The sequence below is a fragment of the Enterobacter cloacae complex sp. P43RS genome (assembly GCF_014930585.1).
Taxonomy (GTDB): domain Bacteria; phylum Pseudomonadota; class Gammaproteobacteria; order Enterobacterales; family Enterobacteriaceae; genus Enterobacter; species Enterobacter bugandensis.
Genome location: NZ_JADBRJ010000006.1, coordinates 170,928 through 187,878 on the forward strand (window position 1 = coordinate 170,928; position 16,951 = coordinate 187,878).

Consider the following 16,951-nt stretch of genomic DNA (forward strand, 5'->3'; position numbering starts at 1 on the left):
GCATTTCATCTTAAAGACTGTGATTATATACAGGCTTATTCTGCAAAAGGGGCCTGCCTGTGATCAACACCCTGCACATTCAAAACTACCGCTCCATCCGCGAGATGTCGCTGGAGCTGGAGCAGCTCAACATCGTCTTCGGGCCGAACGGTACCGGGAAATCCAATATTTACAAGGCGATACACCTGATGCACAGCGCCGCGCAAGGGCAGTTTTCCCAGGCGCTGGCGAACGAGGGCGGCATTCTGAAGGTGTTCTGGGCAGGCAAAACCCGCAGCGACCAGCTGCGGCGGATGAATCTGGCGGTAGAAACTGAGACCTACGAATACGAGCTGCAGGTCGGTTTTGTGGAGAAGCTGCCGTATCCCTCACAGTTTCAGCTCGACCCGGTGATCAAAGAGGAGTCCATCTGGCTGAGCGGCCAGCACCGTCGTCCTTCGTCACAGCTGATGAAGCGCAGGAATCAGGCCGTATTTCTGAACAACGTGCATCATGAAAAAGTGACCCACAGCGGCACGCTGTACGAGAACGAATCGGTATTCGGACAGCTCGGCGAACCGCACCTTTACCCGGAAGTGTCGCAGATGCGCGAGTCCCTTCGTAACTGGCGCTTTTATCATGAGTTTTCTGTATCAATCGGCTCGGCGATGCGCGCCCCGCAGGTCGGTTTCCGCTCCCCGGTGCTGGCCAGCGACGGCGCCAACCTGGCAGCGGCGTTTCAGACCATCGTGGAGATTGGCGACGAGCTGCTGCTGATGCGCATTCTTGAGCAGGCCTTCCCCGGCTGCGTGTTTTACAGCGACAACAGCGGTGGACGTTTTCGCATGATGATGCAGCGCGAGGGGCTGAGCAGGCCGCTGGAACCGGCGGAGTTCTCCGACGGCACCCTGCGCTTTCTGTGCCTGGCGGTGGCGCTGTTAAGCCCGCGCCCGCCGGCGTTTATCGCGTTAAACGAACCGGAAAACAGCCTGCACCCACAGATGCTGCCCGCCCTGGCGAGCTTAATCGCCGAGGCCAGCCGCTACTCGCAGATCTGGCTCACCAGCCACTCGCCGGAGCTGGCGAAGCTGATTGAGAAGCACAGATCGTTTTCGCTGTATCAGCTGTCGATGGCGGAGGGGGAGACGAGGGTGGAGAGGCTGGGGTAGCCGGTAAGAAAAAATCGTCAGGAAGGTCTCGTTTGTAGCAAAATTATGCCTGGAAAGAATATTTCCCAGGCATATCAAATTTCCATACAACCCGGATGGGCCTGTCAATTAGTGGCGATCTATTGAGGATGATCTTCTCGCTTTGCGTTCATCTATCTTTGCAAAGAGCCATACTCTGGCACCTGCGGCGACGCCAACAATAGCGCTCACCACAGACAAATAACTTAATGATTTTGATGAAAAATCAATCTTTCCAGAGCTTATAAACTCGATCAGCACATTGTTTACAATAAAAATAAGTGCAAAAAAACATACGCCGTAATAAAGGGTACTAAGCAGAAAAACCAAAAACGTAGCCCGATGAAACGTCTTTTTATTTGCCATTAACTTTATCCTTAACTTTATCGCCGATTAACTCCCCTCCCAAACCACCAATCAGATCATTAACTTCCCCAGGGAAAGGTGCCAGCTCACCGAATTTACCGCCAGCCCATGAACCTAATGCTGAATCAATAAGCGATCCCGTATCTGGGCCATCAGTAAAGAATGCCCCTCCCATAGCTATGCCGACGTTTTGCCAGGTATTCCTGCCCGGAGCAAGCATTCCTCCTACGCCAGCACTAATGCTGCTTTTATAATCCCATGATTTATTTTCATTGCCAGGCTGACTCAGACTAAACCACTGGTACCCTCCGTTGGCGATTTCCGCAATCACTCCCCCGCCAACAACTTTACCCACGGATGCCGCAGGTCCTAAATACCAGGCAGCTCCGATCATTACCCCATCCTGGTAACCTTCGACAATCACTTTTGTGATATTAGCGCCCTCAGGTAAGTCGCCTTTCGCCAGTTTATCCAGACCGGCCTGTTTTTCTTCTACAGATAAGCCCTGGCTTTCAGCATATTGATTCCATGACCCCACGGCTTTCATGTAATTATCAAGGCCGGAGGGGAGCGGAATGGAGGTTGCATTATTCTCTGCCGCGTTCTTCCCACCTTGCGCCCCAGCAGCTGCCGAAGCCGTACTACCTCCCGCCAATCCACCCGCCATCCCCGCCGATACTGAAGCCAGCGTAATGACCGTCTGCATTTGATCTTCGCTCATTTTCGACAGGTCTTTCACTTCCGGATAGAGCACGCTGGCTATAGCATGCGCAGCCAGCTCCCCTGACGCGGCCCCCGCAGCTCCCGCAGCACCAGCGAGTCCAGACTATGCGGTTCGGTGATGTGCTGCTGCAGGTAGTCGATCAGGCAGTTAATACGTGCGTCACGGGTATCTTTCGGAACCGGCTGGGCGATGAACTGCGCCTGCCCGCCCTCGTGATGGGGCGGTACAATCATCCGACGGGCAATCTGGTTGGCGACGACGCTGCCAAAACGCTGGCGAATGATGTACAGGCAGCAGTCCAGCGCAGCCGCGGTACCGGCAGAGGTGATGATATTGCCGTCATCCACGTAGAGGGCATTGATATCCAGCTGGACGTTCGGAAAGAGCGACTGGAAGTGATGTTCAAACTCCCAGTGGGTGGCGGCCCGTTTACCGTCGAGGATCCCCGCCCAGGCCAGCACAAACGACCCCAGACACAGGCCGACAATTTCCGCGCCGTTGTCTCTCGCCAACACCAGGCTGTCGAGCAGCGCCTGAGGCGGCCGTTCAAGGACGTGCTGCCAGTAGGGAACGACAACAATGTCGGCCTGCCCGATGGCGGTGTAATCCTGCGTGGCGTTGAGGGCAAACCCGTCTTTTGAGGTAAGAAACCCCGGCGTTTCGGCGCAGATCGTCACGTTAAAGCGCTTTTCGCCGGAGACCGAATCACCAAACAGAATGCAGGGAACGGAGTAGTGGAACGGGCTAAACCCGTCTACCGCGACAATCGCGACGTTGATTAGCGACATCTGTCTCTCCTTTCCCGTTAACGCACTCAGAATATAACGGTTTCGCCATCCTGGGGAATGCTCACCACATCGCTCACCTGGTTGGCTTCGACGTACTCACGCAGCGCGCTGCGGGTCAACAGGCAGTGGTTAATCGCCTCCATGTGGCTCGCGACGATTTTAGCCTGCGGCAGCAGGAAATGGACGTTAAGCACATCTTCCTGTCCCATAATAATGGGCCCAAAGCCGATGACGTGGGCATAACCGGCGTTCAGTACCACCACATCCGGCTGGTGTTTTTGCAGATCGGCTGCCACCTCTTCGCGCCAGATGGTATCCCCGGCAAGATAGAGCGTCTTCTCATCAGGATGACGCAGCACCACGCCACAGGCCTCGCCCAGCCGCTCCGCCAGTTCTGGCACGGCGTATGCGCGGTCGGTCCCGTGCTGACCGCCGTACGTTTTCGCAATCCGAACCTCCCCGAAGGTGGTCTCGTCGGTCATGATCGTCAGGTTGGTAAATCCCTGGCTGCGCAGCAGCGCGGCGTCACGATCGTTTTGCACGTAGATCGGTTTGTCTTTGGCGATCAGCTCTGCCGCGGTGCGATCCCAGTGATCGTCATGGGTATGGGTGACGATCACCGCGTCAGCGTCCAGCAGCGTATTAACGTCGACGGGAAGTTCGACCGTCGGGTTACGGCGTTCGGCATGCGCCGTACCGGGAAAGCCCGGATAAGCGCCTTTCGGGGCCAGCATCGGGTCGATTAAAAGGCGTTTTCCGGCGTAGGTAATCAGCAGGGTGGCATTGCGAATTTGGGTAATGTTCATGGGCTATCCTCCGGTTGGTGAGATAAGGAGGATAGCCAGCCGTCACAATTGGTGCTGTGGGCTAAAGGGCGATTACCGATGGTATCGGGCCATTTTCATCACCGCGTTTTCTGCCGGCACCTTTACCAGCCCGGCACCGCCCCGCCGTTGAAGATCGTCTCTGCCGCTTTCGCCACTTCCGGTGACTGATAGGACTGGATAAACGCCTTCACGTTCTCCGCGTCCTTATTGTCTTCGCGCGTCACCACGATGTTCACGTACGGCGAGTTTTTATCTTCAATAAAGACGCTGTCATGCACCGGCGATAGCCCTGTTTGCTGAATATAGGTAGTGCTGATGATGGCGACATCCACTTTCGGGTCATCCAGCACGCGCGGCAGCTGTGCCCCTTCCAGTTCCATGATTTTCAGCTGCTTAGGGTTGGCGGTAATATCCAGCGCCGTCGGCAGCAGCCCGGTGTCCGGCCTCAGGGTGATGAGCTTCTCTTTTTGCAGCAGCAGCAGCGCGCGGCCAAGGTTGGTCGGATCGTTTGGAATGGCGATAGTCGCCCCGTCCTTCAGGTCAGAGACGGATTTGATTTTGCGGGAATAGCCGGCCATCGGGAAAACAAAGGTGTTCGCCACGGCGACCAGCTTGTAGCCATGCGCCTTGTTATCTTCTGCAAGGAACGGGCGATGCTGGAAGACGTTGGCATCCAGCTCTCCCTGGTTAGTGGCATCGTTGGGCAATAGCGAGCCGCTGAAGCCGACCAGCTCCACGTCCAGGCCATATTTTTCTTTTGCCACCTTTTTGGCGACTTCCGCCACGTCCTGTTCAGCGCCGTTGATGACGCCCACTTTTATGTGTTTGGCATCGCTGCCACTTTGATCGCACCCTGCCAGCAGCAGGCCAGCGAAAACCAGAGCACCCAATCGACGTTTCACGAGAAAGTTCCTTTTGCTGAATGTTGTAGTGACTATATCGACAACGAGGCGGTGAAATAAAAAACGAAAAAGAATCAATAAGAAGGATAAGTTATATGCGGGTATGGCCGGGTGACGCTGCGCTTACCCGGCCTACGGATTCAGAGCTTAAAGGACTTTCGCCAGGTAATGTCGCTGCATGCCCGGGTACGGATAATCCTGCAAAGACATCTGCAGCTGGTACCCCTGTTTTTCATAGAACGGACGCGCCTGGAAGCTGACGGTATCCACCAGCGCGTGCTTGCAGCCTTTGCGTCTGGCTTCCTCTTCCGCCGTTTTGATAAGCTGGCTGCCCACGCCAGATCCGCGCACGGCATCGCTCACCCAGAGAAAGTCGATATTCAGCCAGTCGCCTTTACGCACTCCAATGAGCCCGCCGAGCATGACGCCTTTATCGTCTCGTACATAAACGCCAATGTCGCCGCTAAAGTTTGTCAGATCGATAAACTGTCCGTTATAGGCTCTTAACCCCACAAATAGCTCTTCTTTTTCTGCGGGTGTTACATTATAAGTAATGCTCAGGTGCATATTTCTCTCCTTATTTTCCGCGCAATTTGAATATCTCACAGCTTAACCTTCATAAAAACTCCTAATTTCCTCCATTTTTTTAATACAGAAACATTCACTCAATAACTAAATAAAAAAAGCCTTTCCAATACGCACCCAAAACGTATAATGAGAACGATCATTCTCACTTTTACACGGTAGACGACGATGAGCACAAAGCTGGAAGAACGACAAAAACAACGTCAGGACGAAATCATCACCGCCGCGCGTCGCTGCTTTCGCGCCAGCGGATTTCACGCCGCCAGCATGTCGCAAATTGCCAGTGAGGCGAAGCTTAGCGTCGGGCAAATTTACCGTTATTTCAGTAACAAAGATGCGATTATTGAAGAGATGATCCGCCGCATTATCGACTCACGCATCGAAGGGATGCAGGACAAAACGGTGGTGGAAGGGATGCCGCAGGCGCTCGCCTGGCGTCAGACGCTCAACGAAGACGACGATGCGTTGATGCTCGAAATGTCTGCCGAGGCGACCCGTAACCCGCAGGTGGCGGCCATGCTGATCGCAGCCGATGCCCGGATGTTTACCAACGCCTGTGCGCACCTGAAAAAACAATTTCCCCATCTGAGCGATGAACATATTCGCTGCTGCGTGGAAATTACCGCGGTGATGATCGAAGGCACGATTTACCGTCGACTCACGCCTTTAAAAGTACCGTCAGAACAATTAGAGCCTATCTATCAGAATATTTTAAATATGCTTTTCTCTGCGAAGTAATCGCATGTGAATAATTAGCGGGAATAAGTAATTTCCCAACTTAACATTTCCGGCCATGCCGGAGATGCGGTATCGCTGTGCCTTTAAATAGCCCCCCTCCCTGTTGATCCTTTAACAGGGCAGGCATCGTTCACCCTGGAAAAAGATTATGAAAACCATAACAACCTCCATCGCGGCATTACTCCTCCTGACCGGGTGCGATAATGCGCAAACATCTGCTCCCCAGCGTCCTCTTCCGGATGTGGGGATTGTCACCCTCATGAGCCAGCCGGTCTCCGTCGTCAGCGAACTCACGGGCCGCACCACCGCCGCCATGAACGCCGAAGTGCGCCCGCAGGTGGGCGGCATTATTCAGAAGAGGTTGTTCACCGAAGGCGATACCGTGAAGGCCGGACAGGCGCTGTATCAAATTGACCCTTCCAGCTACCGCGCGGCGTTTGATGAAGCCGCCGCGGCGCTGAAACAGGCCCAGGCGCTGGTGCAGGCCGACTGCCAGAAAGCCCAGCGCTATGCGCAGCTGGTGAAAGACGACGGCGTGTCGCGTCAGGACGCAGAAGACGCGAAGTCCACCTGCGCGCAGGACAAGGCCAGCGTTGAATCAAAGAAGGCCGCGCAGGAGAGCGCGCGCATTAACCTCAACTGGACCACCGTCACCGCGCCGATTGCCGGACGCATCGGCATCTCCTCCGTCACCCCCGGCGCGCTGGTCACCGCCCAGCAGGATACCGCGCTCGCCACCATTCGCGGGCTGGACAGCATGTACGTCGACTTAACCCGTTCCAGCGCCGATCTGCTGCGTTTACGCAAGCAAACCCTTGCCACCAATAGCGATACGCTAAGTGTGTCGTTAATCCTCGAAGACGGCAGCACCTACAGCGAGAAAGGCCGCCTGGCGTTAACCGAAGTGGCGGTGGATGAATCAACCGGCTCGGTCACGCTGCGCGCCGTCTTCCCGAACCCGCAGCATCAGCTCCTGCCGGGCATGTTTGTCCGCGCCAGGGTGGATGAAGGCGTCATGAGCGACGCGATCCTCGCGCCGCAGCAGGGCATCACCCGTGACGCCAAAGGCACCGCCACCGCTCTGGTGGTCAATGCCAGCAACAAGGTCGAGCAGCGTCAGCTGGAAACGGGTGACACCTACGGCGACAAATGGCTGGTGCTGAGCGGACTGAAGGCGGGCGACAGGCTGATTGTGGAAGGTACTGACAAAGTCACCGCCGGGCAGGAAGTGAAGGCCGAAGAGATGAAAGCCAACGGAGGAAACGCCTGATGTTTTCCCGTTTCTTCGTGCGTCGCCCGGTCTTTGCCTGGGTTATCGCTATTCTTATCATGCTCGCCGGGATGCTGGCCATCCGCACGCTGCCGGTCGCGCAGTACCCGGACGTTGCGCCGCCGTCGATCAAAATCTCCGCCACCTATACCGGTGCCTCCGCGCAGACGCTGGAAAACAGCGTAACGCAGGTGATCGAGCAGCAGCTGACCGGGCTGGATAACCTCCTCTACTTCACCTCCACCAGCAGCTCGGACGGGTCGGTGAGCATTACCGTCACCTTCGAGCAGGGCACTGACCCGGACACCGCTCAGGTGCAGGTGCAGAACAAAGTCCAGCAGGCGGAATCGCGCCTGCCCACCGAGGTGCAGCAGTCCGGGATCACCGTCGAAAAATCCCAGAGCAACTTCCTGCTGATCATGGGCGTGTACGATAAAACCGACACCGCCAGCAGCTCGGATATTGCCGACTGGCTGGTGAGTAATATGCAGGATCCGCTGGCGCGCGTGGAAGGCGTCGGGAGCCTGCAGGTGTTCGGGGCGGAATACGCGATGCGCATCTGGCTCGACCCTGCGAAGCTGGCATCCTACTCGCTGATGCCGTCCGACGTGCAGAGCGCGATTGAAGCGCAGAACGTGCAGGTCTCCGCCGGTAAAATCGGCGCGCTACCCTCGTCGAACGCCCAGCAGCTGACCGCCACCGTCCGCGCCCAGTCGCGCCTGCAGACGGTGGATCAGTTTAAAAACATCATTGTGAAGAGCCAGTCCAACGGCGCGGTGGTGCGCATCAGCGATGTCGCCCGCGTGGAGATGGGCAGCGAAGATTATACCGCCACCGCGAAGCTCAACGGCCACCCGGCGGCGGGTATGGCAGTCATGCTCTCACCGGGTGCGAACGCGCTCAACACTGCGACGGCGGTGAAAGACAAGATTGCCGAGTTCAAAAAGTCGATGCCGGAAGGCTACGACGTGGCCTACCCGAAGGACAGCACCGAGTTCATCAAGATCTCCGTTGAGGACGTGATTCAGACCCTGTTCGAAGCCATTGTCCTCGTGGTGGTGGTGATGTACCTGTTCCTGCAAAACATCCGCGCGACGCTGATCCCCGCGTTGGCGGTACCTGTCGTTCTGCTGGGTACCTTCGGCGTGCTGGCGCTGTTCGGCTACTCCATCAATACCCTGACGCTGTTTGCGATGGTGCTGGCGATTGGGCTTTTGGTGGATGACGCCATCGTGGTGGTGGAAAACGTCGAGCGTATTATGCGCGACGAGGGGCTGCCCGCCCGGGAAGCCACCGAGAAATCGATGGGCGAAATCTCCGGCGCGCTGGTCGCCATTGCGCTGGTGCTCTCTGCGGTATTCCTGCCGATGGCCTTCTTCGGCGGCTCGACTGGGGTGATTTACCGTCAGTTCTCGGTCACCATTATTTCGGCGATGTTCCTCTCCGTGGTGGTGGCGCTGACCCTGACGCCCGCACTCTGCGGCTCGATTCTGAGCCACACGACGCCGCACAAAAAGGGCTTCTTCGGCGCGTTTAACCGCTTCTACAGCAGGACCGAGCGTGGTTATCAGAACAAGGTGCTGCGCGCTCTGCGCCGTTCCGGCGGCATGCTGGTCATCTACGCCCTGCTCTGCGGCGCGATGGGCTTCGCCATGCTTAAGCTGCCGGGCAGCTTCCTGCCGACGGAAGACCAGGGCGAAATCATGGTGCAGTACACCCTGCCAGCCGGCGCGACGACGGTACGTACCGCCGAAGTCAGCCGCCAGGTGCGCGAGTGGTTCCTCACCAAAGAGAAAGCCAACACCAACGTGATCTTCACCATTGAAGGTTTCAGCTTCAGCGGCAGCGGCCAGAACGCCGGGATGGCGTTTGTCTCCCTGAAGAACTGGTCAGAGCGTAAAGGCGATGCAAACACGGCTCAGGCCATCGCCCTGCGTGCCACGCAGGAACTGAGCACCATCCGCGATGCGACCATCTTTGCGATGACGCCGCCTGCGGTAGACGGCCTGGGCCAGAGCAACGGCTTTACCTTTGAGCTGATGGCCAGCGGCGGCACCGACCGCGATGCGCTGCTTAAACTGCGTAACCAGCTGATTGGCGAAGCCAACCAGGACAGCTCGCTGCACGCCGTGCGCGCCAACGATCTGCCGCAGATGCCGCAGCTTCAGGTGGATATCGACAACAACAAAGCCGTGTCGCTGGGACTGTCCCTGAGCGACGTCACCAACACCCTCTCCAGCGCCTGGGGCGGGACCTACGTGAACGACTTTATCGATCGCGGCCGCGTGAAAAAGGTCTACATCCAGGGCGACAGCGACTATCGCGCCGTGCCGTCCGATCTCAACAAATGGTATGTGCGCGGCAGCGACAGCACCATGACCCCGTTCTCCGCCTTCGCCACCACTCGCTGGGAGTATGGCCCGGAAAGCCTGGTGCGCTACAACGGCTCGGCGGCGTATGAGATACAGGGCGAAAACGCCAGCGGCGCGAGCTCCGGCACGGCGATGAGCAAAATGGAGCAGCTGGCAAACAGCCTGCCGTCCGGCAGCACCTGGGCGTGGAGCGGTTTGTCTTTGCAGGAAAAACTGGCAAGCGGTCAGGCGATGAGCCTCTATGCCCTTTCCATTCTCGTGGTGTTCCTGTGCCTGGCGGCGCTGTATGAGAGCTGGTCGGTGCCGATTTCGGTCATCCTTGTGATCCCGCTTGGGGTGCTGGGCGCGGCGCTTGCCGCCTCCCTGCGCGGCCTGAGTAATGACGTCTACTTCCAGGTGGCGCTACTCACCACTATCGGCCTGTCGTCGAAGAACGCCATCCTGATTGTCGAGTTTGCCGAAGCCAAAGTCGCAGAAGGTTACTCCCTGACGCGCGCCGCCCTGCGTGCCGCCCAGACGCGTCTGCGTCCCATCATCATGACGTCGCTGGCGTTTATCGCAGGGGTGACGCCGCTGGCCGTTGCAACCGGTGCAGGTGCCAACAGCCGCGTGGCAATTGGTACCGGCATTATCGGCGGAACGCTGGCCGCGACGCTGCTGGCGATCTTCTTCGTCCCTTTATTCTTTGTACTGGTGAAACGTCTGTTCTCCGGTAAACACGCGAACCGGAGGTCATAATGTTTCGTGTCACTGTTTTAGCGTTAGCCCTGCTGAGCGCAGGGTGTGTGTCGTTAGACCCTACCTATCAACGCCCGGACGCTCCCGTCCCGGCGACCTTGCCCGGCGCGCACGGCGAAGCCACCGCCGTGGTGAGCCAGTGGCAGCAGGTGATGAACGACGCGAGGCTGAAAAGCGTGGTGACGATGGCGCTGAACAGCAACCGCGACGTGCAAAAAGCGATCGCGGATATCGACGCCGCCCGCGCACAGTACGGTGAAACGCGCTCGTCCCTGTTTCCGACGGTGGACGCCGAGCTGAGCCACACCCGCAGCCGCACGCTGGCAAGCGGTGTTGCGACAAGCGACGAAGCCAACGGCGCGGTCTCCAGCTTTGAGCTGGATCTGTTTGGTCGCAACCAGAGCCTCTCCCGCGCCGCGCGTGAAACCTGGCTTGCCAGCGAGTTCACCGCGCAGAACACGCGCCTGACGATGGTTAGCGAGCTGACCACGGCCTGGGTGACGCTGGCGGCGGATAATAGCAACCTGGCGCTGGCGAAATCCACAATGGAGAGCGCGGCAAACTCGCTGAAGATTGTGAAGCGCCAGCAGGAAGTGGGCGTCGCGGCGGCTACGGACGTTAGTGAAGCGATGGCGGTTTACCAGCAGGCGCGCGCCAGCGTAGCGAGCTACCGGACGCAGGTAATGCAGGACAAAAACGCCCTCAATCTGCTTGCGGGCGATACGGTGCCGGAGAACCTGCTGCCCGGTACGCTGGAGAGCCTGAGCAACAACGCCATCACGCTGATCCCGGCGGGCGTCAGCTCCAGCGCGCTGCTGCGCCGCCCGGACATTCAGGAAGCGGAACATAACCTGCTGAGCGCCAACGCCAATATCGGCGCGGCGCGCGCCAACTTCTTCCCGACCATTTCACTGACCGCCAGCGCGGGCGTCGGCAGCGACTCGCTCTCCTCCCTGTTCAGCCACGGGATGAAGGTCTGGTCATTCGCGCCGTCCATCACCCTGCCGCTGTTCAGCGGTGGCAACAATCTGGCGCAGCTGCGTTATGCAGAAGCCGAGAAAAAAGGGTTAATTGCGACCTATGAAAAAGCCATCCAGAGCGCGTTTAAAGACGTGGCCGACGCGCTGGCGCGCCGTGAAACGCTCAGCGAGCAGCTTGATGCCCAGCGAGAATACGTGGCGGCCGAGCAAAAAACGCTGGATGTGGCAACGCGCAGCTATAAGGCGGGCGCGGGGGATTATCTGACGGTACTGACCGCGCAGCGGTCGCTGTGGTCGGCGCAGGAATCGCTGATTGCGCTGCAGCAAACCGACCTGGAGAACCGCATCACGCTGTGGCAGTCGCTGGGCGGGGGGATCCAGTAACCTTATCGGTGGGCGATTCTCATGCGCAGAAAAGAGAAAATCATACTTTCGACTGGAATCGCTACACTGAATGTAACGATATATTTCATGGGAAGCCTGTGACGTCTAAAGGGGGTTGTTGATGAAAGCTGCGCACCTGGTCTGCCTGCTGGTTTGTCTGCTCTTCGCCGCGTTTGTCCATGCTCAGGAAAAGGACGATCCGGCGAAAGAGGCGCAGATTAAGCAACAGGTCCTGAAAGATATTAAGAAAACCTGTACGCCACAGAAAAAGCAGAGCGATAAGGCCTGGCAGGAGATGATTTTGTCGTCCGAGGCCAATCAGCTGCTGATCAAAAACGCCATCACCGCCGTGAAGCGCGACAACCTGGACGCCTACTGGGCTGCGGTTGGTCAGGTGGATTGTCTGGAAGATTATTGAGTTCTCGCCGGGTGGCGCTGCGCTTACCCGGCCTGGAAAATGTTTTAACGCTTCCGCACGTCCGGAATGATGAGATCCCCGCGCAGAACATAGGACCCGAGCATCTGCGTTTTCTCCGTCAGCCAGCTTACGATACGCGCCGCCATGGCATCCATGGAATATTCAATCGCCGGGATCACCGGAATACCCGGCAGGTGCAGCGATCCGGCCAGGCTAAAGACCATAATGTCGTCCGGTACGGATTTATTAAACGCCTGCAGCTGCGGGATCACCCGCTGGGCTTCCTGCTCGTCCGCCACCAGTAACGCGTTGAAGTTCAGCGTGGACGCGTTGTTGAGTAATTCCTGAAGCGCAACGGACGAGGAGGTCGCGTCCATAAAGACGAGGTTGCGATTAAAGGGCAGGAAATTTTTCTCCAGCGCGTGCTTATAGCCAAGCAGCACCTGGTCGGCAAACCCGCTGCCGTGCGGGTGGATCAGCGCAATCTGGCGACGCCCCTGGCTGGTCAGATAGTTACAGGCGGTTTCGGCGGCAAAGGCGTGATCGAACTGAATGCTGTTGGCGTTATCGGCCTCCATGCAGTCCACCAGAATGACGTTTTCCATATCCACGTCCAGCGGGAAACGGGCGCCAATCACCAGAATGTCGTCACACAGGCCGCAGGAGAGTTCTTCAAGAGCATTCATCACTTCCGCTTTGCTATGGGCGAAGCGCAGCAGCAGGTGTTTTTGGTGCTGGCTGAGCTGTTTTTCCAGCGCGTAAAGATACCCGGTGGTCTGGTTAATGTTTTCCTGCGCGCAAATCACCCCAATGCAGCCCGTCGACTGGCTCAGCAGCGACTGGGCAATCACGTTGGGACGGTAGTTCAGCTCATCCACCGCCTTCAGCACGGCCTGACGGCTGGCTTCCTTAACGCCACGTGACCCACTCAACACTCGCGATACCGTGGCTTTAGACACCCCGGCCAGACGTGATACATCATTGATTGTCGACATCTCTTTCCCCTGGCAGGCTAACCTCGCGCCTGCAAATTCCATAACCGCTACGGCTCACATTATAGCCAGAACGGAGTATATCCGTTTCCGTTTTTCATGGAAACCGATTTTCCGTTTCCACTCAAAATGATGTCAAAACAGCCAAATTATGTGACCCACATCCGGTTAATTAGCCTCATAAGCATTGGATCTTGATGGTTATCACAGTTCTGCTTTTTATAAATGGAAACCGGTTTCCGTATCATGTCCAATCATCCTCGCAATAACTATTTACATTTAGAGGATGGTTGTCGATGTTCAAGATTATGCTGTGTTGCTCTGCCGGGATGTCCACCAGCCTGCTGGTCAGCAAAATGGTCGATGTCGCGAAAGAACGTGGTTTGCCGGTGAAGATTGATGCGTACGGTGTTTCCGAATTTGATACGCAGTTTCCGCAATACCAGGTGGTACTTCTCGGACCGCAAGTGAAATACATGTTACAGACACTCTCAGACAAGGCGGCTACGAAAGGCATTCCGGTGCAGCCCATCGATATGATGGACTACGGCATGCAACGTGGCGATAAAGTACTGGACTATGCTCTGTCGCTCATCGAAGCGGCACACTAAAAGGTGTTCACATGAGTTCGTTATATCAATCCATGGTCGCGGTGATTGAGAAGTCAATTACCCCGCTGGCCGCAAAGCTGGGTCAGCAAAAGTATGTGATTGCCATTCGCGACGGCTTTACCGCCGCGCTACCGTTCATGATCATCGGCTCGTTTATGCTGGTGTTCATCTTCCCACCGTTCTCGGCGGATACCACCAACAGCTTTGCCCGCGGCTGGCTGGATTTCTCCCAGACCTACCGCGAACAGCTGATGCTGCCGTTTAACCTCAGCATGGGCGTGATGACCTTCTTCATTTCGGTGGGGATTGGGGCGAGCCTGGGGCGTCAGTTTAACCTCGACCCGGTGATGTCCGGCCTGCTGGCCTTTATGGCCTTCCTGCTGGTCGCCGCGCCGTATGCCGACGGTAAAATCTCGACCCAGTATCTCTCCGGTCAGGGCATCTTTACCGCGCTTATCACCGCGATTTACGCCACCCGCGTCTATGCGTGGCTGAAGCAGAACAACGTGACCATCCGCCTGCCGAAGGAAGTGCCCACCGGCGTGGCGCGTTCGTTTGAGATCCTGATCCCGGTGATGGTGGTGATCGGTACGCTGCACCCGCTGAACCTGTTCATTGAAGCGCAGACCGGAATGATCATCCCGCAGGCGATCATGCACCTGCTGGAGCCGCTGGTATCCGCATCCGACTCCCTGCCCGCGATACTGCTCTCCGTGCTGCTGTGCCAGATCTTCTGGTTTGCCGGTATTCACGGCTCGCTGATTGTCACCGGCATCATGAACCCGTTCTGGATGGCGAACCTCTCCGCAAACCAGGCGGCGCTCGCCGCAGGCGCGGCGCTGCCGCACGTTTACCTGCAGGGCTTCTGGGATCACTACCTGCTGATTGGCGGCGTAGGCTCCACGCTGCCGCTGGCGTTCCTGCTGCTGCGCAGCCGCGCCACGCACCTGCGTACCATCGGCAAAATGGGCATTGTGCCGAGCTTCTTTAACATCAATGAGCCGATTCTGTTCGGCGCGCCGATCATCATGAACCCGATGCTGTTTATCCCGTTCGTGTTTGTTCCGCTGGTCAATGCCTGCCTGGCGTACGGCGCAACGAAGCTCGGCTGGCTGGCTCAGGTGGTGTCATTAACCCCGTGGACCACCCCCGCGCCGATTGGTGCCTCATGGGCGGCAAACTGGGCGCTCAGTCCGGTGATAATGTGCCTGGTCTGTATGGTGATGTCCGCGCTGATGTATCTGCCGTTCCTGCGCGCCTATGAGCGTACGCTGATGAAAAACGAAGAGCAGAAAGCCCAGGCAACCGTCGGTACCGCTGAAGCCGCAAGCAATTAAGTCAAAGAGGAAAGGACATGAAATACGCATTTCCCGATAACTTCTGGTGGGGCAGCGCAAGCTCCGCTCTCCAGACCGAAGGGGCAAGAGAGGGGGAAACCACATGGGATTACTGGTTTGCCCGCGAGCCGAACCGTTTTCACAACGGCGTGGGGCTGCAGCAGACCTCCACGTTTTATCAAAACTGGAAAACGGATATTCAGCTGTTAAAGCAGCTGAACCACAACAGCTTTCGTACCTCGATTAGCTGGGCGCGCCTGATCCCCGACGGTATCGGTGAAGTGAACCCGGAAGCGGTCGATTTTTACAATCAGGTCATTGATGAGCTAAATGAACAGGGCATCACGCCGTTTATCACCCTGTTCCATTTCGACATGCCGATGGCGATGCAGGAGATCGGCGGCTGGGAAAACCGTGACGTGGTGGACGCTTACGCCCGCTATGCGCAGATCTGCTTCGAGCTGTTCGGCGACCGCGTGCTGCACTGGTTTACCTTCAACGAGCCGATCGTGCCGGTGGAAGGCGGTTATCTGTATGACTTCCACTATCCCAACGTGGTGGATTTCCGCCGGGCCGCCACCGTGGCGTATCACACCGTGCTGGCCCACGCGAAGGCCGTTCAGGCTTACCGCGCCGGACATTACGCGGGTGAGATCGGCATCGTGCTGAACCTGACGCCGTCCTACCCGCGCTCGCAGAACCCGGCGGACGTGAAGGCGGCGCACATCGCGGACCTGATGTTTAACCGCAGCTTCCTTGACCCGGTACTGCGCGGGGAGTATCCGGCCGACCTGGTGGCGTTGCTGAAATCCTACGATCAGTTGCCCGCCTGCAAGCCGGAAGACGGCTTCCTGATTGCGGAAGGGAAAATCGACCTGCTCGGCGTGAACTACTATCAGCCGCGTCGCGTGAAGTGTCGCGACAGCGCGGTGAACCCGCAGGCGCCGTTTATGCCGGAGTGGTTCTTTGATAACTACGAGATGCCGGGCCGCAAGATGAATCCGTACCGCGGCTGGGAAATCTACGAGCCGGGTATTTACGATATTCTGGTTAACCTGCGCGACAATTACGGCAACCCTCGCTGCTTTATTTCTGAAAACGGCATGGGCGTCGAAAATGAACAGCGCTTTATTGAAAATGGCCAGATTAACGATCAATACCGCATCGAGTTTATTTCTGAGCATTTAACGTGGCTGTATAAAGGGATTAGCGAAGGGTGCAATTGCCTTGGCTACCATATGTGGACATTTATTGATAACTGGTCGTGGTGTAATGCCTATAAAAATCGCTACGGATTTATCCAGCTCGATTTAGAGACGCAGCAGCGCACCATTAAGAAAAGCGGAGAGTGGTTTGCCGCCACCGCCTTAAATAATAGTTTTGAAAAAGAGTAATAATGATGATCGCACTAGAAGAAGCCGTAATGGAAATTATCGTCAACGCCGGACAGTCCCGCAGCCTGTGCTTTGAAGCGCTGCACGCAGCGCGTCAGGGCAACTTTGACGAGGCCAAAAGCCTGCTGCACGAAGCCGACGGCTACGCGCGCCAGGCGCACAAGATGCAGACCAAACTGATCGAGCAGGATGCAGGCGAAGGCCGCCAGCCGATGACGTTAATCATGGTGCACGCGCAGGATCATTTAATGAATTCCTTATTAGCGCGTGAACTGTCTGAAGAAATTATTCATTTATATCAGAGATAGTCTATGGCGAAATAAAGTTAATGTAATACCTCTGTACCCTAAATAGAGATC

At 57.0% G+C, this 16,951-nt stretch carries 15 protein-coding genes and 2 pseudogenes; 10 read left to right on the top strand and 7 right to left on the bottom strand.

Features of this window, described 5'->3' with window-relative positions:
• Positions 1-59 precede the first annotated feature (59 nt).
• Positions 60-1,148: an AAA family ATPase gene (locus tag IM294_RS14400; protein WP_126818378.1), complete on the top strand. Its 1,089-nt coding sequence runs from the start codon at positions 60-62 to the stop codon at positions 1,146-1,148.
• Between the two features lie 108 nt (positions 1,149-1,256).
• Here the strand turns inward: IM294_RS14400 and IM294_RS14405 are convergent, their stop codons facing one another.
• From IM294_RS14405 to IM294_RS14430, 6 genes and pseudogenes are all read right to left on the bottom strand, one after another.
• Positions 1,257-1,532: a hypothetical protein gene (locus tag IM294_RS14405; protein ID WP_126818377.1), complete on the bottom strand. Its 276-nt coding sequence runs from the start codon at positions 1,530-1,532 to the stop codon at positions 1,257-1,259.
• Positions 1,522-2,343 (bottom strand): annotated as a pseudogene (locus tag IM294_RS14410) (VENN motif pre-toxin domain-containing protein); the annotation flags it as partial. The pseudogene IM294_RS14410 and the gene IM294_RS14405, both read right to left, overlap by 11 nt.
• A gap of 2 nt (positions 2,344-2,345) precedes the next feature.
• Positions 2,346-3,044, bottom strand: a pseudogene (locus tag IM294_RS14415) (GlxA family transcriptional regulator); the annotation flags it as partial.
• Between the two features lie 26 nt (positions 3,045-3,070).
• The gene (locus IM294_RS14420; RefSeq protein ID WP_041911690.1) at positions 3,071-3,850 is read right to left on the bottom strand and encodes an MBL fold metallo-hydrolase; all 780 of its coding nucleotides are present in this window, start codon (positions 3,848-3,850) and stop codon (positions 3,071-3,073) included.
• A gap of 122 nt (positions 3,851-3,972) precedes the next feature.
• Complete coding sequence (gene nlpA, locus IM294_RS14425; RefSeq protein WP_126818375.1) at positions 3,973-4,773, bottom strand: lipoprotein NlpA; 801 nt, start codon at positions 4,771-4,773, stop codon at positions 3,973-3,975.
• 147 nt (positions 4,774-4,920) lie between these two features.
• Positions 4,921-5,340 carry a GNAT family N-acetyltransferase gene (locus IM294_RS14430; protein ID WP_048959757.1) on the bottom strand — a complete coding sequence of 140 codons (420 nt, stop codon included), beginning with the start codon at positions 5,338-5,340 and terminating at the stop codon, positions 4,921-4,923.
• 186 nt (positions 5,341-5,526) lie between these two features.
• On the opposite strand from IM294_RS14430, the gene IM294_RS14435 reads away from it, so the two are divergent.
• From IM294_RS14435 to IM294_RS14455, 5 genes are all read left to right on the top strand, one after another.
• Positions 5,527-6,096 (top strand): TetR/AcrR family transcriptional regulator, encoded by a 570-nt coding sequence (locus tag IM294_RS14435; RefSeq protein ID WP_048959756.1) that lies wholly within the window; start codon positions 5,527-5,529, stop codon positions 6,094-6,096.
• Positions 6,097-6,244: 148 nt separating this feature from the next.
• A complete protein-coding gene (locus tag IM294_RS14440; RefSeq protein WP_126818374.1) occupies positions 6,245-7,366 on the top strand; it encodes an efflux RND transporter periplasmic adaptor subunit in 1,122 nt (373 codons plus the stop codon).
• Positions 7,366-10,476 (top strand): efflux RND transporter permease subunit, encoded by a 3,111-nt coding sequence (locus IM294_RS14445; protein ID WP_063155224.1) that lies wholly within the window; start codon positions 7,366-7,368, stop codon positions 10,474-10,476. The genes IM294_RS14440 and IM294_RS14445 overlap by 1 nt, the downstream gene beginning before the upstream one ends.
• Positions 10,476-11,840, top strand: coding sequence for an efflux transporter outer membrane subunit (locus tag IM294_RS14450; RefSeq protein ID WP_048959753.1), 1,365 nt, complete (start codon positions 10,476-10,478; stop codon positions 11,838-11,840). The genes IM294_RS14445 and IM294_RS14450 overlap by 1 nt, the downstream gene beginning before the upstream one ends.
• Positions 11,841-11,961: 121 nt before the next feature.
• Positions 11,962-12,258 (top strand): YicS family protein, encoded by a 297-nt coding sequence (locus IM294_RS14455; RefSeq protein ID WP_028014983.1) that lies wholly within the window; start codon positions 11,962-11,964, stop codon positions 12,256-12,258.
• A gap of 44 nt (positions 12,259-12,302) precedes the next feature.
• Here the strand turns inward: IM294_RS14455 and IM294_RS14460 are convergent, their stop codons facing one another.
• On the bottom strand, positions 12,303-13,253 hold the full coding sequence (locus IM294_RS14460) for a LacI family DNA-binding transcriptional regulator (RefSeq protein ID WP_126818373.1): 951 nt from the start codon (positions 13,251-13,253) through the stop codon (positions 12,303-12,305).
• A 293-nt stretch (positions 13,254-13,546) separates the two neighbouring features.
• On the opposite strand from IM294_RS14460, the gene IM294_RS14465 reads away from it, so the two are divergent.
• Genes IM294_RS14465 through IM294_RS14480 form a run of 4 tightly spaced genes read left to right on the top strand, consistent with a single transcriptional unit; the run spans position 13,547 to position 16,900 of the window.
• The gene (locus tag IM294_RS14465; protein WP_014830072.1) at positions 13,547-13,861 is read left to right on the top strand and encodes a PTS sugar transporter subunit IIB; all 315 of its coding nucleotides are present in this window, start codon (positions 13,547-13,549) and stop codon (positions 13,859-13,861) included.
• 11 nt (positions 13,862-13,872) lie between these two features.
• A complete protein-coding gene (locus IM294_RS14470; protein WP_059357164.1) occupies positions 13,873-15,198 on the top strand; it encodes a PTS sugar transporter subunit IIC in 1,326 nt (441 codons plus the stop codon).
• 17 nt (positions 15,199-15,215) lie between these two features.
• Complete coding sequence (locus IM294_RS14475) at positions 15,216-16,592, top strand: glycoside hydrolase family 1 protein (protein ID WP_126818372.1); 1,377 nt, start codon at positions 15,216-15,218, stop codon at positions 16,590-16,592.
• Positions 16,593-16,597: 5 nt separating this feature from the next.
• The gene (locus tag IM294_RS14480; protein ID WP_028014979.1) at positions 16,598-16,900 is read left to right on the top strand and encodes a PTS lactose/cellobiose transporter subunit IIA; all 303 of its coding nucleotides are present in this window, start codon (positions 16,598-16,600) and stop codon (positions 16,898-16,900) included.
• Positions 16,901-16,951: the final 51 nt, after the last annotated feature.